The organism is Candidatus Magnetominusculus xianensis (assembly GCA_001541255.1).
Taxonomy (GTDB): Bacteria; Nitrospirota; Thermodesulfovibrionia; order Thermodesulfovibrionales; family Magnetobacteriaceae; genus Magnetominusculus; species Magnetominusculus xianensis.
In genome coordinates, this window is the sequence record LNQR01000101.1 from 1 (window position 1) to 26,914 (window position 26,914).

The following is a 26,914-nucleotide window of genomic DNA, read 5'->3' on the forward strand; positions in this document are numbered from 1 at the left end:
TTTTCCTCGATATCTCCTGAAGCCCTTCCTCTCCATACTGATCATACAACTTCCTGAACCTATAGTAGCTATCACGGCTATATCTTACACGCCCTTGACACATTGCCAAGCTCTGTCGCAAGATTCAGTATCCCAAGCTTGTTCTTAATAACTTTTTCCGTCATCTGCAAATTCATCTTTCCTCCTATCAGAAGATATATAATAAGAAGAAGTAACAGGCATGAGGGGGCGGCATTGGGCTACCGCCCCCCATGCTGTCAGTGCTGACCGTGGATTAAGCTAGGCAGACAGCGAACACAGGTTACTTTTTTCTCACCCTCGTGGTAACACTCAAAGAAGACTCTGTTCTTGTCGGTCGTGCCGCAAACAAAACACTTTAATTCCATTTTAATTCCTCCAGTTGTTTATTGACTATCGAGTGCGTTAATCTCATCGACTATTTTCTGCGGATCCATGTTGTGCATCATAGAACCAAAGGCAATTGTCTCCATATTGATGCCCGGACAGGTGAAGCAGCCGCCGCCAAAATATTTCTCTATAACGGCCTTAGCATTCGGAGATTCTTTTATTGCAGTACCTATTACTGAGTCCTTCGTAACTTTTCCCATATATTCCCTCCATGTTAATTAAATTATCACATATATTGTGGAATAAACCAGCACAACGTGTATATGATATATATCAGGATAGTAAAATAATGAGGGAGCAGTAGTCATACTCCCCGGCCTTTTACCGGTAACTCCGCGTGTTGCCTCATGTAAAAATCTATATGAAATAGAGTCGTTGCCTCACGACGAAATCTATACGAAAGCATTTGTATTATCGCCGCGTTTTTAGTCAATGGTTGTTTAGGCGAAGCCTCAGGCGAGTTCCTGAAGCTTTTCCTGCAAACGTGTTATATTTCTTTTCAGCTCTGCAGGATTTAGAGAGCCATACTGGTATTGAAGCCTATCGCCTGTGGTACGTGAAGTAAGACCCTTTGATAAGGAGTTAAAGGCTTATCATATTTTTTAGTTATTTTAGAGCCTACCCTCGTCTTTTCTATCAATTTCATTACAGGTTGGAAAAAGACAGCCTTAGATACCCGTAAAGGTCGTTTAATACCTCAAGCTCTGTATCAGTATCATACCGAAGATACCCTGCAGCTCGTCTTACTACTGAGAGCTCGACAAAACAGTTATCGTTCTTACGGTAGTTCCTTGACCTTGTGAATGTTATTTGCTCCTCGTTACAATACCTAAACAGGTGATTGTTTATGAATTCACCGCCGTTGTCAGAATCGATTCCAAGTAGATCAAATGGCAACCGGCCTCTTATATCCCTAATCGCTTCAAATACCCATTTCTCAGCTTTACGGCCTGAGTATCTGTCCAGCAAGTACATACGTCTGTTACGTCTAACGTTTGGGTATATTCGCCTTGTGTTTGCCTGCCGTCGTGTCCTACAAGGTCTATCTCTGTAAAACCAGGCCGCTTTTCATCACACTGAGAAAATGTTCTTATCGCTATTTGCTTTTTAAGCAGGGTACCGGGTTTTGTTGTGGGGTTTACCCTTTAACTGGTATCTCTTCTTCTCTTCCGATAATAACCGGTCTATTGTCGCAGGGCTTATTTTGCAAATCTTATCCCTTGTACCACTGTCAATCACGATCTCCTTATGAGTTTCAAGTATTGGGATTACCTGTAAGCGCACGTTATATTTTCCACCCCGTAAATGTTATATTTCGCCACAAAATACGTTTGATTGTATCAAATTTGATTTGAACAGCCTTTTTACTCGATACGTGTAGTAACTCTATTCTACTGTTATGTTTTTGATAGAGTAAACCGCTGTGAAGATTTTCGGGGATAAGACGACTACCTTCACAGCTTATTTGCTTGTCATTGTCAAACCTACTTTGATCTGCCTTTCTTCAATAATTCCTAATCAACAGCTCTACCACCTTTTTCTTGTTGCTCACATGATACGTTGTTTCAACCTCCTCAATTATAAACTCCCTGTAGAGCCTCCTTATCTCATCGACATCGTTTATTGACATGATAAACATACCCTTTATCGACGATAGCAGGTCTCTTAGTTTTACGAAATCGTCTCGACAGAAAATGCTCTTGCCGTAATAATCCTCACATCCATAATATGGAGGGTCTACATAGAAAAATGTATGAGGTCTGTCGTATTTCTCGATGCACCGTTGATAAGGCATGTTCTCGATGTAAACTCTTGATAGCCGCAAGTGTATTTCAGATAACTCCTCTTCCAATCTGAGTAGGTTTATGCGGGATTTTTTTACTGTAGATACGGAGAAGTTTTGTTGGTAAACCTTACTTGCATATCCGGTCTTCAGCAGATAATAAAACCGCGCTGCGCGCTGAATGTCCGTTAGAGATTCAGAATTCTCAGCCAAAAACCTCTCAAACTCGTCCCGTGCAATCAGGATATACCTAAAATACCTGGTGAACTCGTCAATGTGATGTTTTACTACTCTGTATAGAGTCACAAGGTCATGGTTGATGTCATTTATGATTTCAACCCCTGATTCCTCTTTCTTGAACAACATCCACGCCGCGCCAGCAAATACTTCTCCATAACACTTGTGCTCCGGCATTTTGGGGATTACTTTTTTTTGCCAGTAACGATTTACCTCCCAGATACGATAAAAAACTTTGCATAGCACTCCCTCCATCAAGTTTTTATTTGATATTAACGGGATTCCATTGCTACACTATACCCACCCCTGGCCAGGGTGCGGATAGCAGCGGGTTATCCCGTCCGGTGCTTGTAACACCGTGTCTTTTGGAGGTCGTTCTCCTGCGGACTGCTGTCCGCTCTACTTTTCCATGTTACTCACTTCGTTATTCCTATGGCTATCATCTTAGACCAGTTGCTTGTACTGATCTCCATATCAGTTGCCGCTTCAGTCGCATATGCCGCTCCAATCGGATATGCGGTGTTTGATATGTTGATTATCCCAATTTTGCGGGAGATAAATGCCCCTGCCGCATTATATTTGCAATAGGTATACGTCAAAATCCCCGCATTAATCTGGCACGATACCCTCGATATTGAGTTGCCGGACGCTGTATCGTCGTGTACGGTTCTGACGGCCACGATTTCCTGTGACGTTACCGCCGTCGTTTTCATGTCGATAACGTATTTCGTTGCCGTCGTAGATGAGGTTGTACCGTCAATGTTGTGATATATCGCATAATCTGTGTATTGATAAATAACGATTCGGTTCTTTTTTCCTTCAGAGTTCGCCATGCCCATTACGTGTATCCCGCCCGCCCCGACTATCGATGATTTTACCGCTCCACCGGGTACGACTATCGGGCCTCCGATTTGGCTCGGATGCCCCCACGCACCGCATGTGCCGTCTGTCACCGGGAACGCCCTGCTAATCGCCTCACAGCCGCTCGTTACACCGCCCGAAAAACTCTCAGGACATGTTGTGTCCCACATAAAACACATGTGCCCGTCATCCTGCAGCGCACATGCGTATTGTATATCCTCAGACACGAGACCGCCAGTCACCTGTATTGATATACCGTCACCGTTATTAAAATTGCTCTCAGATTTAATCTCTTTAACGAGCGACAAAACTACCTCATCGCCGATTGTTAATTCCTCGGTGTATTTAATGTGCTGCTTTGTGAGCGACACAGTCCCCGTTGCGCGAAAAACAGATGTAATTACCCTGCCCTTGCCGTAGTGATTCTGCCCGCCTATAAAACACTGCCCAGGTTCAAAACACACACCCCACTCTGTAAGAACACCTGTAAAATCTGCGGTATAATCATACAGCCTTGCTGCAAACGGACTCTCTACCTGCTCTCGTTTTTTGCTGATTACCAACGCCTCAGTATCTGATATTGCCACGACGGGGTTGTAGATTTTCCATTCATAGCCGTCTGAAAATGGATTCCCCGTCTCGTACTCCAACGCAATGAGCGCGCTGCCAATAAACTGACCGCCCGGATTCGTTTTGTACAGCATCTCGTACCGCGAGGGCGTTCTGTGTGTCGGCTGTAGAGTGTCATCGTAAAACAGACCCGGCGGCTGCAACAATATCTGGTGTATTTTATAATAACAGGTCATCGTCAAATAGCTGTAGCCAATTGTTACGCTCTCCCCTTCTGGGATTGCCCCGCCGGATTTTACTGTTAAGATACCTTGCGGAAAATCGACGGTGTAATCACTGTCTATTGCATACCCCGTCGAACCATCCCATTTTTTTACCGTGAGTGCCTTAATGTTCTCGTTTAGTGTTACTGCCTCACCTGCTTTTGCCGTGATTGTTTTTGCTGTGGTCTGGTTGTCGGTAATTATTTTAAAATTCGTCCGTGCGCTGATACAAAACGTCAGGCCGTCAATCGGATTCCATGCCCGATTTGACCCCATCAGGCATGACCACTCATAAAACAACAATACCGTTGCACCCCAGCGGCAATCAGAACCGTCATCCTTTATATCCCAGAATTCAAAATATGTAAATTTATTCGGCAGTGACGCCGCATTCGCATTTTTGTTTTCTGAGCCCTGCATGACCAGCACGAGGCCGTCGCCATCCCGTGATATATTGGCCGTTACCGTCGGTTTTTTTGTCAGCAGCAATACCGATGCCGTCGGTTTTCTAATCCCATATTCGTAGGTGTAATATTTTATTTTATCAATGTCGTCCTCCGGCGTCAGAAACTCATCGTCATCAATAACAAGCAATATCAGGTTCAAGCCACATGCCTTTTTACCATCTATAAACCCTATGATTCGCGGCTCCTTTATCGTATAATTGTCGTCTGTAAAGACTACCACTACCTCGTCATTAACCGTAAACGCCGAGGCCGCACCCTCTAATGCCCCGTTTGACCGCTTTTGTACCTCCACGCCGCAATGATAAAATATCGGTACGGCCATTTGCGTTTTCCCTGTTTTTGCCCTTTTATCATCCAGCCACTCTACATCCGCCGTGTCATTAGACGCATCTATCTGCTTGATTTGCGCCCAGTAGACCTTTTGCTTCATGTTCGCTGTGATATCGGCCACTTCAATACGCATAATACCTCTCCGGCACTATCTTATCACTGCCCTCGCTTAACTTATACGTCACGCAGTTGTCAGATATCACATCATCATATTCCAGCTTATCTTCTGATTTCTGCTCGCCGCTGCGCTGATCACGCTGCCTGCAGGCATATTTCCTGTCCTGTATCCTATCCTTAAACGTGCTTGGCGCATTCTTATATATCAATACCCGCTTGCCTATTTCATAGTCACTAAAATCAGACAAATCAATCCAGTATTTCTGCCCCTCATACAACACCATGCCCATTAATTTATCATTTCCGATATAGCTGTCCTTCAGTTCTTGCCCCTCTCCGCCATCTGATACATTTAACGAATAGTATTCATAATCCACCAACACCCAGCGCGTTAAGTCCCCCCATGCCGATATTTCCCCTCCGGCAAGTTTTTTTATCGCCCCCTCCGTGCCGTCAGATGCGTAATCCACGCCCTCCTTATATTCCTTGCCACCTTTGCTTTTAACCTTTAAACCCCTTATATTTGTCTGTCCAAGCGAGACATAACTTGTCCGGCCAAGGTCTACCTCCTGATTTTGTATCAGGTGCTTTTCTTTCTCAACCAGACCGTACCCCTTGAATAGCCCTGACGTATAACACCTTGTCTCAAACTTCCCAATCCCTATTAACAGGGGTTTGCAATCACCCAGCGTATTCTTTATATATCCATAGACGTATATTCGTTCGCCAGGGTAAAAACATGTCTTGTTCGTCGTGAAATCCCACTCTACTGATAAATATTGATTCCTCCTCTCCGCTCTGATAATCTGTATCTTCGCCTCTTCCGTTTTAGCGCTATCGTCGGCTGTCATATCCTTAAACGTTAATGTGCCGCCCGATACCGACGCTACCGTATAATTCCCCGTGTATTTCTTTGACCCGTATAACTGCACACTGTCGCCTCTGCTTATCCCTATTGCCTCAAAATCGACTCCACATTGCACGGTCTTGTCTGTTGCGGTTATCGTCGCAGAAACCGGATTTGCCGGATACGTCAGACCCGCTTTGGTTACCCACTCCCAGACTCGTTTTAAACTGCCATCGTCAGGGATTTCCCCGCCTTCTCCGCCAAACATCCAGTCATATTTGCACGTCGATACCTCAAACCTTATCCCAACACCATCGAGACTGCATATGTTCGGCATCTTTAACTGCGTTGTCAGCGTGTTTTTTGATTTCTTGTACTCATTTGCCGTATATATCCCATCGCTGCCCATTACCATCATATGGTGCGTCTCGTAGTTTTCCCACCAGCGTACCTGCGGTATACACTCAGATATACACCCTACGTCGTTTTGCGTCGGGAAGTCCAGCGGCGATTCAGACTCATCAGTATACTCATCACACGCAGGGGTACACATCAGACAGTCTACCTCGTCTCTGTCTTCTGGCTGGAGATAGACTATTACAGGATATGACTCGTCGTCATACGAGTCCTTAATCAGCGGGACAGATACCGTTACCTCTTCTCCGTCGTCTGATTCCGACACCGAGATGCTTGTGTCAAAGAATTCTGGGCTGCATATCCCGTTTACCTGATAATTCTCAGGCTCCAAATATACCGTCAGCTCAAGACTTTTTTTTTATCAGACTTAGGCACTGAATATTTAGAATTCATTATGCTGTCTTTATCGGTGGCCTTGTAGTCATTTAGTGTTGCATATAACGTGTGGCTTCCCACTGTGTCCGTAAACGTCAACTGTCCCTTGTTATTTGTATATCCCCGCTCTGTATCGTCAGTTTTCAATTTCACGCCTTTGAGGACAGTCCTTGTACACGCATCCTTAAACACAAACGTAACCTTCCGCTCCCCTGTTTCAAACTCTACGGACAATGCCCCGAAACGCTCATCATTGTACGCGCGCACGATGTTCTTACCTTCTTCGCTGCATTCCACCTCGATCAAGTCATAGTACACCGTATATGTGGCCTTCAATACCCCAGTCGCTTTTTTGCTCAGGGTTATTGCATCATCCGACACCTTTGCCGTTACATCGTCAAAGCCCGTCCACTCGGTTGTTATATCCTCATATATTTCGTGGCTTAATGACCCCGTATCACTGTCAATAAACTCAATCTCTTCCGCTATTTCCTCAGATATGCTTGTCTCGGTCACTGTTACCGTCCCACGCATAGCGTCACATGCCGGGTTCTGCCCGCCTGGGTATATCCTGATTGTACATGTGTCGCCCGGCGTAAAAGACGAGACATTGTCGTTTTTATCGGCGTCCAGCTCAAGTTTAAACTGTGCGCCTCTTTCATTGCTAAACGTCAGTTCCAGTGTATTACTCAATATGCCACCACCATGATCTTATATGGGTCTATGCCAGGGTCTTCTACTACTATCGCGTGCCGGCGATACGGCGTGACATACGTTATCGCTCCAATAGCGACGCCTACATCGGCATCGGCAGGGTCGGGTTTTATGGTACATTGGATTGTCTTGCTGTCCTTCTTTGTAATCTCACCTAATTTATCATTCCCGTACCACTCGTATGACGTAATCGATGTGATGTATCTCTTAACCGACTGCTCCTGTGAATCGGTAAACGCCACAGCCTCGTCCTCTTCCGTCTTAGTGCCCGTTCCTTCAGATGTGATAGTCCCATCGGTCGCAGTCAGATTAACCTCTGCTTCAGGGTCGGTCAGGACGTCGAAATATACCTTCTTGCCAAACGGAAACTGCGTTTTGTCTCCGTTGAGTTCCTTCACAAGCTCAAACTCGCAATCAACGCTGCTCTTGTTTGTAAATTCTATAGTTATTGTGCTTTTGCTTGCCACAGCAGTACCTCCAATGACATCTTTACCCGCACGGGGTTTGCCTCTACTTTTACGTCAACACCCGTTATAACTCCATCTCCATAGGGTGTCTTCACGTTTATACCTTCGGGGCTTATCAGCAGAGAGTCGTATATGTGCGTTATGGCCGCTTGCTCAGGTCCGCTTCGTTCTGTCAGTTCTTTTTCAGCGCGCTTTTTGGCCGAATATGAATCTCTGATGACCTCAGCCGTGATTTCCTCTATTGTCCCACCGCTGCCTGATATTATCGTTACGGTATTATCAGTCACAGCCGTGCATACCAGCCGTTTCCCCTCCGTATAGTTCGTCACCTTCCATTTATCAAACACGGTTTGATATTTAATAGTTACCAACTTACACGCCGGTTTCGATGTGACCTTCTGGCCGTTTACTGCCACCCCTGAACAGCCCGTTATGCTTATTACGCTGATTACGGGCTTTGACAGGCTGCCCTCACCGTTTTCAATGGTTACGTCCTCTTCTACCTCCGTGATATTGCCGCTGGCGTCTTTATATGCGTAATCTGCCGATGTTTCAAACGTATAGTTCTCACGGGTATATACCTTGACAGTGGCATATTCTCCGACGCCTAATGTCGTTTTATCGGCCTCTATCGATAGGATTTCTTCCTTGCCGTATGTCACCTTCACACCGTCGGCCTGCCTCATATTCCGTTGTCTCGATAAACTGAAATTGTGCTGCAAGGCAATTACCGGCACGGAGGCTTCATATGGATAGACTACATATACGGTATCGTTTATCGCCCGCGCCACTGCCCCCGCGTCTTCGACGATTGCTCTCACTGTGTCCAGAGGGTACCCTTCTTCAGAGAATTCCTTCACTACGAAGTCTTGTATTTGCCAAATTAACTTATCAGCCCCTATTAACTCCTCTGCTATCGATGTGGCCGTTCTGTTATAAAAGGCATAATCTTTTTTTAACGCCCGCCCCTCGTAAAATTCTGCCGCAAGCGCCCGCCCCCATAACTCTACCGTATGATTACCCGCGTCTTGTTTGTATTCCTCGATGTAAAAAGAAAACTCATCGCCCTCTATTATAGTCATCTTCTCACCTGAGATTATATCCAATGACTTTAACGCCACTGTTGCTGCGGCAATGCCGCTCATTTTGTATAAATCGATATCGCAGGATATGACCTCACCGGTATAGTCTGTATCGTCTACGTAGACCTGTACGCTCTGTGACACTGACATGCCAGCGGTACCTATTGAATTTAGAAATTCTATTTCACCCTCAAAAAAGTCCTCAATAGCGGGGATTATCTCTATTTCTCCATCGAGAGCCGCGTCTATTGCGTTTATTATCACCATCTCTGCGGCAATGCCTTCCCGTATTTTGTTTATTAAATCAATCGCGCCGTCTATGCCTAAGCCATTTATAATCTCAAGCACAGCCGTGCCAATATCGCTGTGAGCTATGGAACTTATCATATTCAAACCGCCGGTTATACCATCGAGGATTGAATCTATCACGCTGAAATATGCCTCTAACGACAGGGCTGATACTATCTCGTGAGGCGTATCGAGAGACAGGCTGCCTACAAAATCTTGCCCGTTGCCCCAGCTAAACCGCGACCATGACACGCCGGACGTAATATCAACCGGCTGCACATTGACAGCCTTTCCCAAGCATGGAACACTATTCGATAACTCCAAATTAACTGGCTCAACTATCACCGTTTGCGGCGAATGGTAATCAGCCCCAAGGTAAGATGCTATACATAATGGATTTACGACATACCCGGCTGCAACCTTGTAATCATATATTGAAGATAATACTACAGGCATAACATTGACCGACATCTTTGCAAGAGTATATGTACCTTGTAAATAATCGGCCTTTAGAGTGTAACCATCTGAGATTGCTCCATGTGCACACATAAATCCAAGCTGTACAATACTGTGAAAATCGTTCCTCTCAACGGCCGTCCAGGTAGTCCAAGAATCCCCCTGATTTACTTTGCCGTAATATCTAAATACGTTCCCAACGCGTGTTAATCTTAAATAATTATATAACGTAGTACGATTGCCATTTTCAACGCTATTCATTACCCATAACCATAAAGTCTGTCCAGACGGCCCGTCCCACGTATCTCTGCCCAATAAAATCCAATCCTCACCAGCACTGGCATTGGGGTCTCTAACGGCAAGAAACGGCCTTTCGACCGAATTTGTACCTGATAATCCGACGGTTGTTATTGATACATCAACGTCAAAATCTCCAATAACATTTATGTAAACAAATGGAGCGGTGAATGAGCCGGTATACCACGCGCTAAACCCACCCGACATAACCATTGTCAGATATCCCGCGTTAGAAATGTTTACATCTATGGCTGTGGCGTTAGACGCGTTTAATACGTTCCAATCGTGTGATTTTGCGCCATCACCACCAGTCTTTATATCTTGCTGGGTCGATGCCCCAAAATAGTCAGACATGTCAGCTGATCCTTACCTTTATCCCTGCCACTGTAAACGTAACCCCATCGACTGCAGACTGCTCACTACCAAAATGAAACTCCCCGATTATCGTCTTGTTTACACTCGTATCGTCATATATCAACGCACACGGCATCGGGCCGATTGTCCCGCCAACGGCTGTCCAGTCAGCGTTGTCACAGGTCATCTGTGCTATCTTTGGCCCTGTGATTGTGCCCGATGTGTTGCTCTCGTCAGTTAGTGTCTCGTTGACTGTGATAGTTGTGTCAGTTATCGAGGCCACGGTCTTTGCGCCATTATTGCCTGATGTGCCGCTTATCGTTATGGAGTCGCCTGGCTTCAGGGCAGTTATAATAATGCCGCCCACTGTGTATGTTATCGTTTTCGAGGAGGCCGCGAAACTTATATTGCCGACTCCGGTAATCGTAATTGCCGCTAACGCGACGGCCTTGTTTGTAAGTGTCTTTGCGTCTTGTGTGTAGCCATAACCGCCTGTGAGTTCCTCCACTGTCTTAACCTGCATCGAGGCGGCCTCGTCCGAACCCGTTATGTCTTCGCTTACGGTTATCTTCGTACTCGTAATCGCAGCTATCGTATATGTGCCGGTAAACGACGACGAACCCTGAAACTTTATCTTGTTTCCCACGACAAACCCAGCGGTGTCAAACCCGCCGCCAGTGTAATTTATCGAATTGTCGGACACCTGTATAGTCATAGAAGCTGCCGATTCGGGGAATGTGTTTATTACGTTTTTCTTCTCCCCGTGTTTGTCAGGGTCAAAACTGAATCCCGAACGCATTAGGATCACTTTCAACGTGTCGGTCAAGAGATTAATGCCGCCTTCAGCAAATGCGAGTTTTGCCTTGTATGATGCTATGCTTTTAAGTGCCATTGTATGCCTCCATTTAGTCCACGTGCCAGAGTGTCTTTAGTGTATTTATGGCCGTGTGGCCTGTGCCGGCGGGTATAATATTTTTTATCCACACGGCCTTTGCCGCCGGTATTAAGCGTATCTCTAACACGTCCCCTGACGCCCATACGCCGCTCCATGCAGAGGCCGGAATGCTGAATAGCGGGACAGAAGTCCTCTTATTCAACGGTGCGTATGTGCCGTTGATCGTCCCATTTCCAAGACTTCCTTCATATAATCCCGCCGCTGAAAAGGCTGTGCCCGACGTAAACATAATCGTTATCTCATCATACGCAGCGCCCGTATTTTTCAGGACACACGCACCGACAGAGAATCCACCCGCAGCGCTTGTCTTTTGCATTACGCTCAACGACGCCTCAAGGTCTCCAAGTTCGACGGCCACACCTGCTGTCGTGTCCGCGCTGTTAAAGCTATACGGCACTTGCTCACCTAATTTCACTGTGGCCACATTGCCGCTGAAGGAAAAGCATCTTTGCGCGTAGTCGCATGTAACATCATCGGCCTGATTGTTAAATTGCAGGGTTAACAGACCCGTGTTATAATTAATACTCCCGCTTGTGATGTTTACTCCGGTAACAGCGCCGCTTCCATCGTCCACGGCCATGTACGTGTTACCGCCGATTGTGTAGTGTACCTTAAGCGTCCCCTCGTCCACCGGGGCGCTTACAAGTGAAACTGAGTAATTTGCCTCGCCCGTTCCTGCACTCTCGCCCGTTACCGCCTCATCTGCCGTCTTGACCCAGCATCTGTTTGACGTGTCCATAATGGCAAGATACCGGTTATTCGGTACATCATAATCATTGGCGGGGAAGGCTATTTGAATCATCGTTGCCCCTGCGCTCATACTTGCATGGAGCGCCCCGCCGCCCGTCCACCCCGTTGACGTATCGAGGGTAGATTTGATATCCGCGTATCCTCCCGACTTGGCATAAAACCTGTCTCCGCCGTTTGAATCGCCTACGATGGCAAAGCGCGCGTTATAGGCCGGTTCAGGAGGGGTCTCGCCGTTGCGGTTTGCCATATGTATCTTCCTGAATATCCCCGCCCCGCTTGCCCTCTGGTCTGATGTTACAGCCGGAAACACAGCATACTTGACCCCAGAGACGATTTGCGACAGCTCGTTCATCCGCCCGCCGCATGTGCCGTCGTTCGCTGCCTTGTCTGAATGATAGAATTTTATGTCTGCTGCTTGCAGCAAGGTTATACCTCCTTCAATTTTATTCGTCCGGTGTAATAATCATTCACAGAATACTGCCCTGGCGCAAGCGGCATCAGCGGCGACGCCTCGACCGCCGGGGCGTCCTCATGCCGGAGGCGTACTGTCTTTTGCTGCCCGCCTATCTCTAATAGATACACCGCACCTAATGCCGCCTCCATTTCTTTCAATGCCTCAACCTGTGCGCGAGACAACCACCCGTAACTTTCACCCGCCGTCAGGTCTATATCCATACCGGCTTGATTGCCCTGCTGAAATGTTACCGGCTCGCCGCTTACCGTTATCTCTGTTACGGCAATGACAGGCTTTGCACCGTATTCATTTTCCCAGAACAGATCATCGGGCAGGTCTAAGTTGCCGAGCTTCATTTCCCACATCCGGTACATGGAGTCATGGTAGTGGTCGCTGCGTCGGGCTTAAGGTCTGGCGGCCTTTCGGCACTGGTCACTAATTTTGGGTATTGACTTATAGCCGTCGTAGACCCAGGAAAAGGCATCATCTTGGGCCGCGGCATCAGAAGCGCCGCAAGGTTAAACTTGCTCATCGCAATAGGCTCATACGGCACAATGTTTATCCCGACGACTGCCCCGCTGTCGTTTAACGTATATGTTATTTGTATCTGCCTGTCACAATCCCATTCTTCATGCTCTGTCATGGTTTCCTCCGGTTGTTAGTATTTCATAGATAATTTATTTCGCCGTGTCTTGGTCTCAAACTCATCTATCAGGTCTTTATTCGCATAGGCCGGCAGCGTTATCCCGTTTACAGATATTTCGATTTTCCGGTATGTTTCTTTGTCGGCCATGATACCTTTGGGCGGCAGTATAAACGGCTTGCCGGGGTTTCTTACCCCGCCTAAGAGTCCTCGCGCTGCCTCCGGCGGCATGTATCTCAGTTGATGAAGGAAATCCACTCCAAGCCTCGACACCGTGCGATTGTCTACCACATATTCTCCCATCGTCAACATCGCCGGTACGCTGTCATATGTTCCCCATCCCGGCAGATGACCGCTTACGCGCGGATACACCAGGCCGCCGCTGTTGTAGCCCTGCTTTTTTACTTCATTCACCGTTATTGTCACGGTTTTGTCTTTTATCCCCGTGTAGTCCTTGAGTATCCCTTCCAGACCGGTTGACTGAAACTCTATTGTCGTTTTCTTGTCGCTGGTTAGCTTTTTCAGCTCTTCGTTGAATTTAGTCAGACTCTCCCCTACCACACTAAGGGAGTTCTTCAGCTGCTCTGCAAGGTCGGCATAACTCTTCCTTGCCTTTTCAGCCTCATCCCGCTGCTTCCCCGTTATGTACTCTAACATTGAACCGGCTGATGTGGCTGCCGCAACCATCGAGTTGAACTTACCCTCGTCGCCCTTGTACGCCTTGCCAAGTTCAATATACAAACTCTGGGCATCCTGCGCCAGTTTCTTCGCCTGGTCATAATCACCCTGCTGGAGCGCCCGTTTTGCCGCACTCATCTTCTGGTCAGCCTCACTTGCTTTATCCTTTAACTGTTCTTCTTCTGTCATGCGGCTGCGCTTCAGGTCTCGTATCTTGTCTATGTTCGACTGCCGCAGATTTTTTAATTCATTATCCAGGCTTTTTACCTGGTCGGCGTATTGCTTTTCCTTACTCAATACTTCGTTCAGGGCTGCGGTTAATGCCTTTTTTGACTCCTCTGCTACCTTGATTTTCTCCTGCAATACCTTCCCCTGCGCCTGCTTGATTACCTCCGCCACTTGTTTTTCCTTTTTACCCAGCTCTTCCAATCCCGCCTTATACTTGTCTAATCCCGCTATTCGCTCATTGAAGTTCGCCGTTATCGCGGTCGTCAGGGTCTTGTAGTACGATACGTCCTCTTTGATTGTCGCCGATTGCTGGTCTCTGCTTTTCATGCCCGACGCCTCTATCATTTTCAATCTCAACTCGTGTTCTTCCTTTAATATATCAACTTTCTTTTGTCCAACCTGTGCCGCTTCGGTCTCCTTTTTCAACGCCTCATCCACCGACTTCAAGATGATTTCCTGTGCCTTTACCGCTGCCTTCGCCTTTGCCTCGGCAGCATCCTTGTGCAGTTTTTTGAACTGTTCGGCATAATCTCTATCTATTTTGTTAAGTTCTTCCTGATACTTATAGTACTCTGCCGCCCGCGCCTCAGGGCTTAAGGATGATTTATCTTTTTGATTATACTTGTCTGTCTCTGCCTTTCTTTTGGTCTGATATTGGTTCTCCAAATCCTCAGTTTGCTTCTTAATCTCTTTGTCAACGTCCTCATAGTATTTGGCCGCTGCCTTTGCCGATTCGCCTATGTTTTTCATCTCCTCTGCCCGCAGCGCCGACAATCTCTTTTCCCCCACCATCAATGCCTCGATTCCCTTGATCCTGGCCTCGTGGTTATCCTGTGCCTTTTTTGTTGCCTCTTCATATCTCTTTGCCAAGCCCTCGACTTGTTTCGCTAAATCTACTGTCTCATTCCTCGTCTTGTCGTTAGCGGGCAGTTTTATTTCAAGCTCCCGCTTGCCGAACATCGAGTTCCAGTTTTCCTCGAACTGTTTTCTTGCCGCATCTATGTTGTTTTTAAAGTTGTTTTTAAAATTCTGAGGATTGAATATGGCCTCAAGCGCCTTTTTAAATCCCTTAAAGTCCAAAGTAACCAATGCCCTTAACGCATCGAAAAGAGGTGTTACCATGCCTGCTACAAATGCTGCAGCTACCCCTATCCCCTTGATGTAGACTACTACATATTTTAACCCCTCAATCCACATCTCCATCGCTTTCCCGAACAGTAAAAACGCCGGTGTCAGCGACTCCCCTATTCTCGATGACAGGTCGGTTATCTGATTAGTCAGGCGGGCCTTTGCACCTGTAAGGGTGTCTGCCGCCACTTTCGCATTTCCGATTTGCCCCTCGGTCTCTTTCATTATGCCTAGGTATTCCGCCTGCCGCTTTTCGGCAAGGGTTAAATCGTCCACACTTTTCTTGATGCTTGCCGCGTATTCTTTCCACATCACACTGACGTTTTTTGTTACACCGGCGTTATCGACAAGTACAGAGTTTTCATTTTTGATGCCCTCTGTCGATGATATTACCGCCTCGGACATAGTCAGATGTGACTGCCGGTTGAACGCGGCGGCGTCTTTCAGGCGAGTTAACATTTGCACCGCCTGATTTAACGAAAACCCCCTTGACAGTAAATTCTGTAATGCCTGAGATGAGGCTTGAACGCTGATAAGACCGTCTTTAGACAGATTCAGCGCCGCGTCCATGCTCTTGCCTATGCCAGCGCCGGAATATCGCGCTACTGCCGCAAGCCCCGTCATAGCGCTTTGCAGCTTCTCGAAATCGGAGATAGTGCTTGTGACAAATTGCTTAAGTGCGGCAAGGCTTGCTATCCCCGCTACCGCGCTGACCATTGACCCCAGTGACGCGCTGAAACCGGTGACGCTGGCCGTCTGACTGCTTGCGGCAGAGCCGATTGAATTCACCCCCGCCGCCGCGCCGCCTGCGTCTTTGCTCAACTGTTGGTACAAGGCTGCAACGCGCTGTGACTTGGCCTGCTCTGCCTTGATTATGTCCCCCGCTGAGGCCGTGCCGCTGCTCTTTATCTTGTCGTATGCCTTTTGCGCCTCTACCATTTGCTGCCTGATAGACTGCTCAGACTCGATGCCTAATTTCTTGTATGCGTCGTTGATCGAACCGGCGCTCTTAGATATGCCCTCCATCTCGTTTTTCAGGTTTTTTATACCCGTGACCGCACCGGAGGCGTCCGTAGTTATTATCAGTTTTACTTCGCTATTTGCTGCCATTTAGTCTCTCCACAAGGACATGCTCAAACGCCCGGAGCAGCCGAAAAAACATCTCACTAAGCTCAACTCTCAGCGCCCTCGCGGTCTCCATCACCACGTTCCAGTCCATGCCCGCCACGCCGCCAAACGTCGTGCGCAACTGCGTATCACACAGCGTAAATACCCTAAACATCTGCCCTGTTTCCTCCTTTAACTCCGGTGGACGGTGTTTGCAGGTCTCACAATCACCGCTGCGCGCGGCAGCCATACATGCCGCGCACCCCTCAGCTCCGCCCCCGTAGTACCAGCGGGCGGCTTTTGCTATTTTTTTTCCTGCTCTACATCTTCAGCCGATGCATAGGCCGCAAGCTCCTTCGCCTTCTCAAACACGAAGTCCGTAATCGATACCTCACCAACCAGCGACGGGATGTTCATTACGCTCTTCTTGTTTTCCTTCGTTGGACTAAGCGCTGTCCCAGTTTCATCTCCGATGCCTCCGAAATCCTCAAGGAGATAATCAATTAAATCAGCCGTGATTTTGTCCTCGTCAAAGACCTCCGTTTTTTGCAGCTGGCGGCTCTGCGGGTCTTTTACCATCTCGTGTGACCTGTGCCGTTTGCGTATCTCTGCTATTACCTCGGCTGAGAGCGGCCTGATTTTGAGACTTATCGTTTCTCCGCGTATCTGAAAGTCAAACCATACCCCTACCGTATCTTTTGTGGCCTTCGCTATCCTTAACATGTGACTGCCTCCTAATCCCTTATTTCCAGCTTGCCCGCCCCAGCATCTGTAAACAGAATATCCCCCGTGAACTCGAGGGTTGCATAGTCTTCTTTTACGAACTCGACATCGCCAGACGGACTTAACGACACCTTGTATAGCTCAAGATTGATATTTCTGTCGTTTGCGATATCGTGCCCGACAAGCCGTATGAATACCTCGATTTTCTGATTCGTACTCAGGAATATGGTGTTGACCGTGGCGGCGCCATGTGAGTAGTCAACCTCGAGGCTCTGACCGTCTGTTATCGCCCCGCCTTGCACTGCAGCTATGCGGCCCAGGACATAGTCTATCTCGTAGTCCGTTGTCTTGGTGTATGTGAGTTTGCGGCATGTCCACACGGCCGTGCCGTCTGTAACCGTCTGACCTACTGTGGTTGGCCATACGGGTTCTGTGCTGTCTGATGTGCCTGGTGTTGTGCATTCGTAGCGATAGGCGTTTGGCGTTGTGGGTTTGGCATAATCGCCCAGTGCATAGACGGTCGCTGCCGACCATGGCGCCGGTGTTACCGCTGAGACTACCACGTCTGACGGCGTGGTCAGGATTTCCGACTTGGCAAGTTTTACGTATTTGCCTGCCCGTGCCGTTACCGCCTCGTTTGTTACAGTTCCGGCTGACTGAGCTACGGTTGCAGCGGCCCCCATGAACGCCAGCGCAAGGTTCGCAATGGAAAAGTCCGTCAATGTGAACTTCAGGCTCTGTTCATATTTCGTTATGATGCTCTTGATTGTCTTGCCGAAGTTTGAGCGCATCATCCCCTTCATGTCTTTTTTATCAACTTTAGCGGCATTGATGTTGAATACCCTGGCGTTGCCAGCCGACAGCTCTCCCGTCCTGTTGCCGCCTGCGTCAAGCACATCTATATACAAATCCCCTGACCCTATAAAACTTTCCTCGATATAGTCCACTGCTGCCTCCTTATTTAATAAGACCTTTCTCTTTCACTATATAATCCTGATACCGGTAGTGCTGCGCATAGGCACATATCCCGTCCGGCGTCATCATCTCAAGCGTCTCCTCTTCCCATTTGACCGTTATCCCATTAAACGCCAGGGCGTGTATCCTGTTCCTCGAGACCTCAAGCAGTGTGCGTACATCGACAGAGGCCTCTGCTTTCCCACGTGTGTTTTTTGCGATTACGTACACTGTGAAATAGACATCTACCTTTGTCTGTACCGCCCTTGTACCCTCTTCCGATTGTGCACGCGCACCGCCGTACACAATCAACGCAGCGGGCAAGCGTGTTGACCCTGCCAGGTCTTCTATTGTGCCCTCGTATGATTCCACCGTCCGAAGCTCAGGGATTGTCGATAGCGCCTCTTTCAGCTTGCCTTCGACAATTAATATGTCCTGCATTACAAATCCCTCATATTTTTGCGTGTGAATACCCTGTCGTTTGCGGGCTTGTTAGACCCGGCATTTGCGATTGGTTTAACCTCGTCTATGCCAAGTGTGGCCGTCCCTCTTGCTATATCCTTAAGGAGCGATAACGCATATTCGTAGGCGTTTTTACGTTTTTCTGGGATTGCCAATCCCGACCGCTCATATAACCGGTATAGCGCAATCGACACGGAGATGGTTTTAACCGCTTCCGGCGCTTGACTTAAAGGAACGCTATACCGTACCCCGATATACACATCTATTGTCGAGTCTGCCTGCGCTATGACCGCCTCTACACGAGCAGTGTTTATCGCCCCAGTGTCTTCGTCATCCGAGAGGTTGATTAACTCCTCATCCGTTATGACGGCCTGTATGTCTGAGATTGCGCAGTACATCTCTTATAACCAGGACACTACAAGTAGTTCTGCCGTGTTTCTCCACGTGTTTGTCGCCCCTGCGGCGTTCATTTCGTTTAACATTAATGCCCTAGCCTCTCCTTCCTGTGACGGTGAGACTACTAACAGCCCCGGATTGACGCCAAGCGGACGACCGCTGTCGTCTTTGAATTGGAGCATCGCTGCCCTGGCCGCAGCGTAGTTTGTCGCATCAAGGCTTTGCTTTGAACAATATGCCAACTGCCACAGCCCAAACCCCGCATTGTCACGCCTGCGTGCCCCGTAAAAGTATTCATTCCGCATGAAGACATTTACATCCTCAGGCCTATCCAGGGCAACGAACTCCGTCTCCTCCCGCACCTGAAACACCAGCGGCTTTATCGATCTCGATACATCCAGCAGATACCACGCCGTGCCTGCGCCGCCGCCATAATTGCTTACCGAAGCACTCCCCACCGGATGGTCGTCGTCAAAGAAGTTCTTGCCGTCATAACACGCTGTTGTCAGTCCCTTTGGTAATAACCCAAAAACAAGCTCATCTGGATGGGTCGCTGCTGTTCGCCCAAGGTCGCTGATCACTGGATTGAATATCCCCAGCGTGTTGTCCTTTATGTTGTTGGCATTTACCGCAATCGTCATCTCCCACTGAAGATTCTTGATGCTGTAGTCATGCGTTTTCAGGTTATGAATAAACCGTTCGCCAACCCACTCCCGCATCTTGGGCAGCACTCCCATCCAGGCGTATTTCTCCTCCGACGTATTCGACGGCACAGTCATCGCCACTCGTTGGTATTGAGGCGGTACGGAGTCGAAGGCCTGCTGGAATATCGTATTAAACCCCTGATATAACGCCCCTAATGTAGCTTGATTCAATTCCATAGTCTATACCCCCTTATGAAAAACTGACCCAGACACCGTCGGCATCCACGTCGAATATTTTTCCCGCTGCCGAGCGGGTGTTTAAACCGTTTGTCTTTGCTACTGTTTGGTCATCGACGATGTAACAATCGTTTCCAATTTCTGCCATCGTTATCTCGTCTGCCCCTGCGAAATTTTCAAACCGAAATGCACCATCCTTGCGTAGATTCACGATTTCGTCTCCGTTTTGACCGTTTACGTTGTCCACATTCTCCTCGGACATCCCAATGCCCTTAAGTGTCGTCGATGTCGCACCGGGCGCTGCATAGCCGTTTGCATCGAGAGCCACCAGAGAGCCTTTATAAATCTTTTTCCCCGTGGCAACGCCTAACGCTATACTTTTCCCATCGCGTCGTAATGTATCTCTATCCTTTGTCAATGCCGCCATTTATGCCTCCTTTGCCCCTGCGTATTTGTTGTATGTTGCCTCTGATATGCCGAGCATCTTGTTTACCATCTTTTGTGTTTCATCTATGCCTGTTGGCTTTGTCGTGTCTCCTGCGATTTCACCGGTTACTATCACCGGAAGCGCTTTCGCTGCAAAGACTTTAAACCCTTCGGCATCGCGCACTGCGTAGTCCTTTGCCCAGTCCTTCTGCGCCGGGGTGAGCTTGCCTTCTTTCATCGCCATTGCAACGAGTTCATCTGCCTCCTTTGCGTTTAGTTTGCCTTCCAGCTCCTTGACCCTTCCAATTAGACCTGTAATCGATGTATCCGCCTGTTTCATCGCCATAATCGTCCCAACTACTTCTGATTGTGACGAGCCTTCCTTCAGCCCCAATGCCGCCAATACATCATTGTTCGCTATAACCTGTGTTTGCCCTTTCAGGTCTTCTACAGCCTTTAAAATCTCCCGTTCTGTTGCGGCTTCTGGTAGTCCCAACACCGCCGATACCTTTTCCATCTTTCTTGCCTCCTCGTTTTTGGTGTCGCCGACACCTTTGTTTACGATTGGAACCATACCATCGATATTTGGCTGGTTCGTCAACGCCACGTTTAACAAATTCACTACCTTTGCGTCCGACACCCGAACCACAAAGACCGGTGAAACGTACCGGTATTCGCGATTGCCGAGATACTGCACAGCACGTGCCGTCCACTCCACCCGTGCCCAGATTCCCTCTGAACCCTTATATATCAACTCCTTAATCCAACCTGCCGCCGGGGCCTCAGCACCACTCATTGTCTGGTGTTCGTAGTCTATTACCATGTCGTTTTGACGGGAGTTAAATGCCTCGATTACAAGGGCTGCGGACTCCTCATCGCACAGAAAGGCGCCCTTTGGCGTCTCGTGATAGCCATACGGGATTACCTGTATCTCCAACGGTATGTCAGGGTCAAGCGTGTTTATCATCGTAATCCTTTTTGTCATTTTCTCAGCCACCTCTTTAGTAATTCTTCTATTGCAGCAAAGTCCTCATCTTGTGCCATCATAAACGGACGGGGCGGGATGTTTATGCGCGCCTGTCTTGAGTGCGCGCTGACTGCAACGCTGCGCACTCTGCCTGAGCGGTCTGTCATTCTTCGCGTGTGCCGATTTACCGATTGCGTAACCACGCCGGAGAATCCAAACTGGTGAACTCCGGCATATTTAACATTCGTGCCTATCTCTACCCTGTTGTTATAAGCCTTGCGATGAAAAAGAGTACTCAAATCCCCATGCAGAATAAGCGTCTTGTCTTCGGGATTCTTCCTCAGCTTCATGCTTGGCCTCCACTTCGGCCTGCCGCTGACCTCGAAGTTCTTCTTCACAGACGCTACCATCAGCTCCCCGATTTGCTTCATTACCGGCGTCAGGTCGCCTATTTTGGCCTGTAAATCGCTTATCAGCCCAGAAAGCCCCTTATCCTCTAACCCTACCGTTATTGTCACGCCCATTGACATGCCCCACAATTTTTTGTATTATTAATAAAGGGGTTGACAACTGGAAAGCCGCCGTGGCCAGTTGGACACGTTCTTTCACCGGAGCCTGCCCTATGAGGGATGTGGCGCCCCTCCAACCCCTTATAAAATCCCTTTGATGATCTCATACCTGCCTGCTTTTAACTTTAATACTTCTACCTTACCTGCCGTAACAACTATATTCACCGGCTCTGGGACTCCTTTCAGCTTATAATTTATTCGCACCACGGTCTTAATTTTCTTGTCATCACTGGATACCACATACAACAGCGCATTATCCTCTTTATCCCATAATACGGCCTCATAGCCGCTTATGTAGTCCGGTAACTGCTTTAGCTCGTCAAGGCTTACAGCTGCACCACGTTCAACTTTGGCGTCTCTAATCGTGTGCAGAATTCCTTTATCGTTCATAATAATCACAGGGGTTGCCAGGTCAATGCCCTTGTCCTTTGTGAAGTTCAACACGTCTTGATCTATCCAGCCCACCGTGATGGCGTCTCCGATGCTCTTTTTTAGTTCAATAATGCTGTCTACCCAAGTTGCAAAGCGATCTTTGTAAATACCAGCCTTAGACATCGTATCGAGAAATGCCCCTGAATACTGTGTCTTGCCAGCTTTCTCCCAAGCGTATGTGTCCGCCTTCCAGGGCGCAGCGCCAGGATTATAGTCCCAGCCCGGGTCTATGCCCACCGGTACTTGCATTACCTCGCCAGTCTTCGGATTTGTCCAGGTGTATGTCTCCGTTGACGGCTCAGGACTTACCCTTAGCCCGTCTCTGTCCATTTCCCATTTCGACAGCGACGTTACATCACAGCGGCAGAGCCAGCCGTTAGGGGGGAAGTGTGTTTTCCACCACTGATGATCCCAGGGTAATATAGTGCCGTGCCATTTCCTGTGTGACGGTCTGACGCGGCTGTCCATTTTTGATACGTACCGCCAGTACGGGCGCTCACTCACCACATCAGGGTCTGTCATCTGCCTGTATCTGCCAGCCATGTATGCTGATTGGACGTTGGCGTGATATATTGTATTGAGCCTGTGAGGTGAGCCTAACTGCACTTTTTTGACGCCGGACTCGTCGGCAACCTCTATCTGCCCCCACCAGCCCTTTGCCTGCAATATTGGCGTCAACTGTTTCTTGACCTCCTCGCGCGTCATGCCTTTTGCTATCGCATCGTCAACCGCACCCCTGATGTCCTCAAGAACGTCTATCTTTACGCACTTGGCAACTGTGAAGGCGCTTGCGTGCGCATCATGCATCATTTCATGCCAATCCCATGTGACGGCATAGCCCTTCTGACGAAAGTATGCTATCGCATCGTCAAACGGCATCGGCTTCAACTGTACGCTCATTCGCCTGCCCCCCCTGACCACTTGGTAAGCCTTCCCCATACTGCGGCTGTGAACATGCTTTCGGACAAGGTCTTCTGAAGCGCTGCGTCATCCAGTGAGCCGAATGCGCCGGACAGTCTTGCCTTCGCCTCTTCAAGGCTTGCCGAACCGTCTATTATCTCTGTAATCGGGTCTGTCAGACCCTTCATCTGTCCTTCCCAATTTGCCGCCGATGCTTGTCTCAAATCCTCGATGGCTTGCTGCTCCGGCGTGTATTCGTCGGCGGTGTTTAGCATTAGTTTGTTGGCGGGTAGTGTGGTATCGGGCAGCTTTGCGTTAGCGGTGGTGGAGCTTTTCAATGTTGGTTCATCTTCCTCCGGCGCTGGGATGCCGAATCTTTCGTGGATGTGGCTTACTCCGATGTCCGTAAATCCTATGCCGGTTAATGCGCTGTAGACCTTTGCTGTCTTCTCAAGGTCTTCCTGCCGCTCATAGTGGAACTTGAACTGGGGAACCCCGGCGTCCAGGCCATAATTATATAAGACCCACGGGGTCAGGATGTACGTCTTTATCGTCTTGGCAAGCGCTTTAGCGTCCGCCTCGAGGATGTCCCTGCGCACCTCTTTTGCCTCGTCCTCAGACCCTAATTTACCCGGCGTCCCCTCAGATGACCCCGTGTGCCCCAGTACCAGCTTGGATATTGACTTGTCGCACATTGCGATAAACTCACTGAAGGATTTCGTATCGCTGCGGAGTTTCGACTCTAACAGCTCGATTGTTGTCGAATCCGATATCACCGCCGCCGCATCTACGCCGAGGTTAAAGACGGCCTCTTTAAGAACGTCTATCTCTTCTTTGGTTGCCCCTGTTTTATACTTCCCCATGCGCATTGGCACTGAAAACAACTCGTTAAACACAACCCAGTCCTTTATCGCATAACTCTTAAACAGGTATATATACGCGCACGAACGTAAAAGCCCCGCACGCGGCGTTATCACCGCACGATTTTCATACCTGTGCAGGACAAACTTGTTTAATACCAGCTCCTCTCCCCACACCGGTTCAGCCGCCGTCAACAGCCGCGGGATGGACAGGATTGCGTCCTTAGAGTTAAATGTAAAGCGCCCCTGGCTTATGCGTTTCAACTCCCGTATCCACACACTGCCGCCCGCGATTTCCCACATTATCTCGTGAACCGAAAAGCCCTTCCCAATGGCGTCCATCATTCCTAATAGCGCGCCCTCTAAGTTTCCGATATACCGGAGCATCTCACCGGCTGCCGCCGCTGTCTTTTTGTCTTGCCTTGAGACCGCTGCTGGCAGGACTTCCCACTCTAACCCCGCCACCTGAAGGCTGCGCGTTTGCAGCGTTGATGCAATTTGCGTGTCTTTTTCCTGCATCTCCTCCATCAACTCCATCAGCCGCATGATATTCCCCTGGTCGGCCTCTCTGAGTATTCTCACCAATCTCTCAGGCGTCAGCCCCGACGATGGATATGTGTTGTACCGGCTGCGCACTGACGCAACGGCGATTTCACTAAGCAGCGGCTTCCCGCTAACAGGCATGGCCATATAATACCCCCGTAAACCGGTTTATAAACCGTTTATAAACTGCGATTGCGGTCAGCTTGAATTTATAACCCCCTTAACGATAAGTCCTGTTTTCGCGACTGTACGCTGACCTCTCGGTCTTTTTTTCGGAATTGGTCTCCCAGCCTCGATAATCCGGTATGTTTGCGCCTGTGATTTGTTTATTATCGCAGCTATCTCCGGTATCTTTATTCCGGCGTATATCATTGCAGCTATGGCCCGCAGGGTGACATCCTGGATTGCCGTTATCTTGTCCATATCTATTTTCTTGCGTTTTTCTATCCCATCTCTAATCTCATTAAGTACTTCTTTGTAGTCGCGGTTTATATGAATTGCTAATTCGTCCGTTACCGCTACGGTATACTCCGTTGGGACAAGCTCCTTCTCAACATGGATACAGGTCTCTTCGCAGGTTATATATTTTCGACATGCGGTACATTCTACTATTGATCTGCTCACATTGCCACCCGCTTTCTGCACTACATTCCCTCGCAGATCATTGTTACCTCTGGAGCTGTCCCTCCTGCGATATTAACAATCTTACCTCTTACATATTTAACCGGGCTACCGTTAACTGTAACGAATCTATCTGTCTTCGCATTTATGACATTATTAAATGGAGCCTCAAAATGCGTACCATCAACGCTGCCCAATAACGACACCGTCAAATTATCCGGATTGCCTGTGTAATTCACCTGACACGTCCAATCCTTTAGCGGTTTAATAAGCCGTATTGCTTTCCCCTCACCGGCAGTTGTCATATTTTCAAACATTATGAACTGCTCCGCTGCTGCTGCTCCGGCGAATACCACGATAGCCATTACTACGATTAGTTTATTCAGCTCGTTCATTGCCGCCTCCGTTTAGTCATTACATTTTATATCCAGAGATGCCGTGCCGTCGTCATACAGCACTTCTGCCGTGCAGTTGTCGTTTATCTTGATCGTCGTTCCTATCGTCCCAACAAAACAGCCACTCATCAGTACGCTGCACGCAAGCATCACGAAAATTCTTTTCATATCCTACCCCCCATTCAATAAGCAGTTTTTTTGCTGGCAAACACCGTCTGCCGTCTTTGTACACTTTCATACCTTATAGCCCCTGTGCCCGATTCTATCAGTGACTTCAACATCTCCAGGGCATCCAGCCCGTCGTCGTGGTCAGCCATCGGGTAGTGCTTGAGCTGGTTGACCAGCACTATCTGATTCCGCCGGAAGCGTATCCAGCCGTTTTTTATCCAGGGTTGCAGCGTCTGGATGCGCAGGCGCTTGTCCGTGCTTGGCTTTATCTCGATGACGTTTAGTGTAAGGCTGCGTCTGTGGGCCTCTTGTTCAAGTGTGTTGGAGAAGAACTCCTGAAACGCGATCGTCTCCACTCCGAAGCCCTGAAACCGCTCCCTGTTATGATATGACAGGATATCCTCAATAATCTTATCGGGGTGGCGTCTGTCAATGTCTGCAATCGTGATGTATATAACCCCGCTTTTAATCCGTCCGCCAACGATAGCACTTGGGTCATGCCGTTTTGACCTCTTCCCCATCGATGGATCAACCACGCCAAACACAGGCACATCCTTTGGTTCCTCCTCATCATCGTAATACTGAATCCAGCCCTCCTGAAACAGGCAATCATCAGGATTGACAGGCTCGTTCTGCTTTTCCGAATCGAAATACGCAGGGCCTTCCGCCACGCGCATTTTCATCAGGTAGTAATAGTCCTCGACCTCCGGCCACAGCACCTCGGCACCTTCAAGCATTTCGGTCCTGTATGTCCTGAAATATGCGTCAGCCATTGACTCGGACGTTCGTTTGTCTTCGGTAACGTCGGTAAAGATTCTCTCCCAGTACTCCCAGCGCTTAGATGTCGAGTACCTCAAAACTGATTTGAATTCTGTCCCTGCCAGCCGGGCTTTCTCAATAGATTCGCAAGTAGACCGTCGTAGTGCAATATCGTCCCTATCACGATATACACCGTGTCTTTCTGGCCTATCTTCGTCAATGCCTTGAATTACCTCTTTGAGTATTGGACTCAGACGCTTGCCGCAGATACAGTCCATTATGTACCATGTCTTTTTCAGCGCTGACAATACCTTCTCATCATAGTCGCTCCTTCTCTTTGATCCGGCCTTACATCTATTACTGTATTTTTCCTCGCTGATACCACTATTTTCCTCCCATGCTGCCTCACTGGCGTAACATCTGTCATACCCTGTAGATTCAGTAAACTCATTCAGGATTGCACCTTTTCGCTTCTTTCTCGCTTTCTGATACCTTTCTGCTGCCACCTTTGTTATTGTCTGCTTTTCTTTCATCGTTAACCTCATCTCTTCCTCCCAGTTCTCTTGACTGAGAGTTTTTATC

General features: G+C 48.4%; 28 protein-coding genes and 1 pseudogene. All 29 read right to left on the reverse strand.

The features are described from left to right. Nucleotides 1-164, reverse strand: a pseudogene (locus tag ASN18_RS17265) (helix-turn-helix domain-containing protein); the annotation flags it as partial. Between the two features lie 240 nt (nucleotides 165-404). Further along, nucleotides 405-608, reverse strand: a complete 204-nt coding sequence (locus ASN18_RS13225; RefSeq protein WP_085053257.1) for a DUF1858 domain-containing protein — start codon at nucleotides 606-608, stop codon at nucleotides 405-407. Nucleotides 609-1,053: 445 nt separating this feature from the next. Further along, entirely contained in the window at nucleotides 1,054-1,305 is a 252-nt protein-coding gene (locus tag ASN18_RS17270; RefSeq protein ID WP_236861749.1) for a hypothetical protein, read from the reverse strand. Between the two features lie 607 nt (nucleotides 1,306-1,912). Continuing rightward, complete coding sequence (locus tag ASN18_RS13235; RefSeq protein WP_236861750.1) at nucleotides 1,913-2,674, reverse strand: DNA adenine methylase; 762 nt, start codon at nucleotides 2,672-2,674, stop codon at nucleotides 1,913-1,915. Nucleotides 2,675-2,844: 170 nt separating this feature from the next. Beyond that, nucleotides 2,845-5,052 carry a hypothetical protein gene (locus ASN18_RS13240; RefSeq protein WP_085053259.1) on the reverse strand — a complete coding sequence of 736 codons (2,208 nt, stop codon included), beginning with the start codon at nucleotides 5,050-5,052 and terminating at the stop codon, nucleotides 2,845-2,847. Further along, the gene (locus tag ASN18_RS13245) at nucleotides 5,042-6,631 is read right to left on the reverse strand and encodes a hypothetical protein (RefSeq protein ID WP_085053260.1); all 1,590 of its coding nucleotides are present in this window, start codon (nucleotides 6,629-6,631) and stop codon (nucleotides 5,042-5,044) included. Before ASN18_RS13245 ends, ASN18_RS13240 begins: the two co-directional genes overlap by 11 nt. A gap of 8 nt (nucleotides 6,632-6,639) precedes the next feature. Then, nucleotides 6,640-7,368 carry a hypothetical protein gene (locus ASN18_RS13250; protein WP_085053261.1) on the reverse strand — a complete coding sequence of 243 codons (729 nt, stop codon included), beginning with the start codon at nucleotides 7,366-7,368 and terminating at the stop codon, nucleotides 6,640-6,642. Further along, nucleotides 7,365-7,856 (reverse strand): hypothetical protein, encoded by a 492-nt coding sequence (locus tag ASN18_RS13255; protein ID WP_085053262.1) that lies wholly within the window; start codon nucleotides 7,854-7,856, stop codon nucleotides 7,365-7,367. Before ASN18_RS13255 ends, ASN18_RS13250 begins: the two co-directional genes overlap by 4 nt. Further along, nucleotides 7,835-10,333: a hypothetical protein gene (locus ASN18_RS13260; protein WP_085053263.1), complete on the reverse strand. Its 2,499-nt coding sequence runs from the start codon at nucleotides 10,331-10,333 to the stop codon at nucleotides 7,835-7,837. The genes ASN18_RS13255 and ASN18_RS13260 overlap by 22 nt, the downstream gene beginning before the upstream one ends. A 1-nt stretch (nucleotide 10,334) precedes the next feature. Continuing rightward, complete coding sequence (locus ASN18_RS13265; RefSeq protein ID WP_085053264.1) at nucleotides 10,335-11,225, reverse strand: hypothetical protein; 891 nt, start codon at nucleotides 11,223-11,225, stop codon at nucleotides 10,335-10,337. A 13-nt stretch (nucleotides 11,226-11,238) separates the two neighbouring features. Continuing rightward, on the reverse strand, nucleotides 11,239-12,462 hold the full coding sequence (locus tag ASN18_RS13270; protein WP_085053265.1) for a hypothetical protein: 1,224 nt from the start codon (nucleotides 12,460-12,462) through the stop codon (nucleotides 11,239-11,241). A gap of 2 nt (nucleotides 12,463-12,464) precedes the next feature. Continuing rightward, nucleotides 12,465-12,848 (reverse strand): hypothetical protein, encoded by a 384-nt coding sequence (locus ASN18_RS13275; protein ID WP_085053266.1) that lies wholly within the window; start codon nucleotides 12,846-12,848, stop codon nucleotides 12,465-12,467. Beyond that, the gene (locus ASN18_RS13280) at nucleotides 12,845-13,135 is read right to left on the reverse strand and encodes a hypothetical protein (RefSeq protein WP_085053267.1); all 291 of its coding nucleotides are present in this window, start codon (nucleotides 13,133-13,135) and stop codon (nucleotides 12,845-12,847) included. Before ASN18_RS13280 ends, ASN18_RS13275 begins: the two co-directional genes overlap by 4 nt. Nucleotides 13,136-13,150: 15 nt before the next feature. Beyond that, the gene (locus tag ASN18_RS13285; protein ID WP_085053268.1) at nucleotides 13,151-16,279 is read right to left on the reverse strand and encodes a hypothetical protein; all 3,129 of its coding nucleotides are present in this window, start codon (nucleotides 16,277-16,279) and stop codon (nucleotides 13,151-13,153) included. After that, on the reverse strand, nucleotides 16,266-16,526 hold the full coding sequence (locus ASN18_RS13290) for a DUF1799 domain-containing protein (protein WP_085053269.1): 261 nt from the start codon (nucleotides 16,524-16,526) through the stop codon (nucleotides 16,266-16,268). The genes ASN18_RS13285 and ASN18_RS13290 overlap by 14 nt, the downstream gene beginning before the upstream one ends. Nucleotides 16,527-16,579: 53 nt before the next feature. Then, on the reverse strand, nucleotides 16,580-16,999 hold the full coding sequence (locus ASN18_RS13295) for a phage-derived protein YdaY family protein (RefSeq protein WP_085053270.1): 420 nt from the start codon (nucleotides 16,997-16,999) through the stop codon (nucleotides 16,580-16,582). A gap of 11 nt (nucleotides 17,000-17,010) precedes the next feature. Beyond that, entirely contained in the window at nucleotides 17,011-17,946 is a 936-nt protein-coding gene (locus tag ASN18_RS13300; protein ID WP_085053271.1) for a phage tail tube protein, read from the reverse strand. A gap of 10 nt (nucleotides 17,947-17,956) precedes the next feature. Next, entirely contained in the window at nucleotides 17,957-18,394 is a 438-nt protein-coding gene (locus ASN18_RS13305) for a phage protein Gp37 (protein ID WP_085053272.1), read from the reverse strand. Beyond that, nucleotides 18,394-18,813: a gp436 family protein gene (locus tag ASN18_RS13310; RefSeq protein WP_085053273.1), complete on the reverse strand. Its 420-nt coding sequence runs from the start codon at nucleotides 18,811-18,813 to the stop codon at nucleotides 18,394-18,396. The genes ASN18_RS13305 and ASN18_RS13310 overlap by 1 nt, the downstream gene beginning before the upstream one ends. 3 nt (nucleotides 18,814-18,816) lie before the next feature. Further along, nucleotides 18,817-19,692, reverse strand: coding sequence for a Mu-like prophage major head subunit gpT family protein (locus ASN18_RS13315; protein ID WP_085053274.1), 876 nt, complete (start codon nucleotides 19,690-19,692; stop codon nucleotides 18,817-18,819). Between the two features lie 13 nt (nucleotides 19,693-19,705). Further along, nucleotides 19,706-20,119: a hypothetical protein gene (locus tag ASN18_RS13320; protein WP_085053275.1), complete on the reverse strand. Its 414-nt coding sequence runs from the start codon at nucleotides 20,117-20,119 to the stop codon at nucleotides 19,706-19,708. Next, on the reverse strand, nucleotides 20,120-21,103 hold the full coding sequence (locus tag ASN18_RS13325; protein WP_085053276.1) for a phage protease: 984 nt from the start codon (nucleotides 21,101-21,103) through the stop codon (nucleotides 20,120-20,122). Continuing rightward, nucleotides 21,100-21,609, reverse strand: coding sequence for a phage virion morphogenesis protein (locus ASN18_RS13330; protein WP_236861751.1), 510 nt, complete (start codon nucleotides 21,607-21,609; stop codon nucleotides 21,100-21,102). The genes ASN18_RS13325 and ASN18_RS13330 overlap by 4 nt, the downstream gene beginning before the upstream one ends. A 126-nt stretch (nucleotides 21,610-21,735) precedes the next feature. Then, a complete protein-coding gene (locus tag ASN18_RS13335; RefSeq protein ID WP_236861752.1) occupies nucleotides 21,736-22,986 on the reverse strand; it encodes a phage head morphogenesis protein in 1,251 nt (416 codons plus the stop codon). Beyond that, the gene (locus tag ASN18_RS13340; RefSeq protein ID WP_085053279.1) at nucleotides 22,983-24,536 is read right to left on the reverse strand and encodes a DUF935 domain-containing protein; all 1,554 of its coding nucleotides are present in this window, start codon (nucleotides 24,534-24,536) and stop codon (nucleotides 22,983-22,985) included. The genes ASN18_RS13335 and ASN18_RS13340 overlap by 4 nt, the downstream gene beginning before the upstream one ends. A 51-nt stretch (nucleotides 24,537-24,587) precedes the next feature. Then, the gene (locus tag ASN18_RS13345; RefSeq protein ID WP_157073000.1) at nucleotides 24,588-25,013 is read right to left on the reverse strand and encodes a hypothetical protein; all 426 of its coding nucleotides are present in this window, start codon (nucleotides 25,011-25,013) and stop codon (nucleotides 24,588-24,590) included. Between the two features lie 20 nt (nucleotides 25,014-25,033). After that, a complete protein-coding gene (locus ASN18_RS13350; RefSeq protein WP_085053281.1) occupies nucleotides 25,034-25,405 on the reverse strand; it encodes a hypothetical protein in 372 nt (123 codons plus the stop codon). A 12-nt stretch (nucleotides 25,406-25,417) separates the two neighbouring features. Further along, a complete protein-coding gene (locus ASN18_RS17275; protein ID WP_157073001.1) occupies nucleotides 25,418-25,573 on the reverse strand; it encodes a hypothetical protein in 156 nt (51 codons plus the stop codon). Nucleotides 25,574-25,587: 14 nt separating this feature from the next. Continuing rightward, nucleotides 25,588-26,914 (reverse strand): phage terminase large subunit (gene terL / locus ASN18_RS13355; RefSeq protein ID WP_236861753.1); only part of this gene is annotated, 1,327 nt, incomplete at its 5' end.